This window comes from Ilyobacter sp. (assembly GCF_041583315.1).
In the GTDB taxonomy this organism is placed as follows: domain Bacteria; phylum Fusobacteriota; class Fusobacteriia; order Fusobacteriales; family Fusobacteriaceae; genus Ilyobacter.
Window position 1 is genome coordinate 1 of the sequence record NZ_JBFHGC010000413.1, and the last position, 2,632, is coordinate 2,632.

A 2,632-nucleotide genomic window follows, 5' to 3' on the forward strand; every position below is an offset into this window, starting at 1 on the left:
CTTAAAGAGAACTATTCTTCAGAATTAAATCGACCTATAAATTAAAATATAGAAATTAAGTTTACAAGTTTTAATTTATAGGCCAATTAAAAATAAATAGTATAAAAAAAGCAGGTTTTTCAACCTACTTTTTTACAGTAATTAATCCAAACTCGGTAATTTTTCGATGGCGCGTTTTTCCAATAAATTTTTAGCGTTAATATATACCTCTGTAACTTTTGTATCAGCATGACCTAAAAAATCTCTTATCTCCATAATATCCGATCCCTGAAGAGAAAGTTCTGTGGCTACAGCATGACGTATATTATGCGGACTTATATCTTTTTCTATCAACTTACCCATATTTTGTATAATGGCATATAGCGAACTATATGAAAGCTGGATATTATTTAAAAAGTCAGAGGGGAATATATATCTATCCTCTATCTGGGAACTAGATAAAAGATATAATTTTTTTATATAGTTTTTATAGGAAAATATCTTTTCTACACATTCTTGATGAAGAGCCTTATACTGCTCACGGCCACTTTTGGTTTTTTCCAGTTTGATCACGTACTCACCTTCACGCTTAATTATGTGACTATATTTTAGATTCAGAAGTTCCTGACTACGCATACCAGTATAAAACAGTGTATATACTATTACTCTGTTTCTGTAACTTTTATCATCAAAAACTTCGTGTTTTTGAAGTATCTCTTTTATCTCTACAAAAGAAACCTTCAGTACATTTTCAAAATTATGCCTGGATACTTTCAAGAGATGGATAAATTTAAAAGGGTTGTCATATCCATGTTTCTCAATCTCATTATAAAGACTTTTCAGTGATGAGATTATCTTATTGACAGAGGTATTTTTCAGATCTCGCTCCTCTATAAGGTGATAAACATAGTCCTCTATATCCCCCTTCTCCACATCAGCCATAAGTTTGATTATTTCATCCTTATGAAATTCACCGCTTCCCTCATAGACAAAATTTAAAAATTTATTTAGGTAAAACATATAGTCTTTTAATGTTTTTTCAGACTTATACATGGAAAAAATATTTTTAGAATTTTGGTTTCTTTTTCTTTTTTTTCTGATTCCAACTTCAAAATTATCTTTTTTTGCTATATCCATAATATTAACCTTTCGAGTAATATAGTCCCGATATAAAAAGTCCTCTAAAATTAAATATGGAAATTATTGGGTTTTCATTTTAAAATCCAAAACTTCCACAACTACATCTCTGCCATCAATATCATCCACATTTATATGTCTTTTGACTTCAAATTTTTCTCCGGCTTTTAAGTTATTGACACTGATCAATTTTCTGAGGGAATATTCATCTCCAAATAAAATTTTTACTTTATAAACAGCATATTCTAAATCATATCTGGAATAGTTTACAACATCAAAACTTACACGTCTGAATTTATTTTCTTTTGCGTCTACATTCAGATTTTCTACCTTCACCATCTTTTGGAACTCCATTTTCCGGTGATAGTTATCCATAGTTTCCCAGGTTTTATCAGATTTTAAAACAATCTCCTCATCCCTGGAGTTTCTTACCACTTCTACTTCTCCTGCATATGCCATACTTCCTAACAAAATGATAGAAGCTGCGACTAGACACAATTTCTTCATTAGACACCTCCTAAAAAATATCCGTTAAAGTGACCTCTTTTACCTCACCAAGTGGAAGATCTCCAAGCTCTAAATTCCCGAAACGAAGTCTCTTGAGATAGACTACCTTATTTTCAACTGCATCAAGCATTTTTTTTACCTGATGAAATCTTCCTTCACTTATAGTCAGTAAAATTTCCATATTATTTATTATCTGAACTTTTGAAGGTTTCGTAACATACCCTCCTATATCAACTCCTTCTTCTAATAATTTTACTGACTTTTCGTCTATTTCCTTTAAGAGTTTTACCTGATAAGTTTTATCCACATGTTTTTTAGGAGAGAGGAGTTCATGGGCTATTTTCCCGTTGTTTGTGAATAAAAGAAGTCCCTCTGTATCTTTATCTAATCTTCCAACTGGAAAGAGATCTTTTCTGTTTACCCACTCTGGAAGAAGCTCCATTACGGTTTTTTCTCTTGCATCTTCCGTAGCAGTTATAAATCCGGCAGTTTTATTCAATATATAAAACCTGTCCTCCTTGTACTCCAAGACAGTTTCTCCCATCCTTACCACATCATTTTCCAAATCTATTTTTTCCTTTGGAGAGCTCGTCCTTCTGCCATTTATGGTTATCTCATTTTTGGATATTATTTCCTTTACCTCTCTTCTGGTTCCTATGCCACATTCAGTTAGAAATTTATCTAGTCTCATTTTACCTCCTTGTAAAATAAAAGCAGCCCCAAGGCTGCTACATTGTAATTGTAGGATCTACAGGTTTATCATTTTTACGAATTTCATAGTGAAGATGGGGTCCAGTGGACAATCCGGTATTTCCAGTCTTTGCTATAATCTGACCTTTTGAGACTTCTTCTCCTTCTTTTACCAGCCATCTGTTAAGATGTGCATATCTGCTTTCATATCCGTTATCATGCATTATTACTACTACTTTTCCATATCCGCTCATCCATCCGGTATATGTCACTGTCCCGGAATAAGGAGCATATACAGGAGTATTCATGCTTGCCCTCA

Annotated in this window: 4 protein-coding genes; all 4 read right to left on the reverse strand. The window is 32.8% G+C overall.

The features are described 5' to 3' along the window. Positions 1-141: 141 nt before the first annotated feature. Complete coding sequence (locus ABZA26_RS12230; RefSeq protein WP_372714795.1) at positions 142-1,116, reverse strand: tyrosine-type recombinase/integrase; 975 nt, start codon at positions 1,114-1,116, stop codon at positions 142-144. Positions 1,117-1,179: 63 nt separating this feature from the next. After that, the gene (locus ABZA26_RS12235) at positions 1,180-1,623 is read right to left on the reverse strand and encodes a hypothetical protein (protein ID WP_372714796.1); all 444 of its coding nucleotides are present in this window, start codon (positions 1,621-1,623) and stop codon (positions 1,180-1,182) included. 10 nt (positions 1,624-1,633) lie between these two features. Next, positions 1,634-2,314 (reverse strand): pseudouridine synthase, encoded by a 681-nt coding sequence (locus ABZA26_RS12240; RefSeq protein ID WP_372714797.1) that lies wholly within the window; start codon positions 2,312-2,314, stop codon positions 1,634-1,636. Between the two features lie 37 nt (positions 2,315-2,351). Next, a partial coding sequence (locus ABZA26_RS12245) for a M23 family metallopeptidase (protein WP_372714798.1) occupies positions 2,352-2,632 on the reverse strand: 281 nt, incomplete at its 5' end.

Bases quoted from the DNA above. Each gene is read 5' to 3' on its own strand.
- ABZA26_RS12230 (WP_372714795.1), bottom strand. From the start codon at position 1,116: ATGGATATAGCAAAAAAAGATAATTTTGAAGTTGGAATCAGAAAAAAA.
- ABZA26_RS12235 (WP_372714796.1), bottom strand. From the start codon at position 1,623: ATGAAGAAATTGTGTCTAGTCGCAGCTTCTATCATTTTGTTAGGAAGT.
- ABZA26_RS12240 (WP_372714797.1), bottom strand. From the start codon at position 2,314: ATGAGACTAGATAAATTTCTAACTGAATGTGGCATAGGAACCAGAAGA.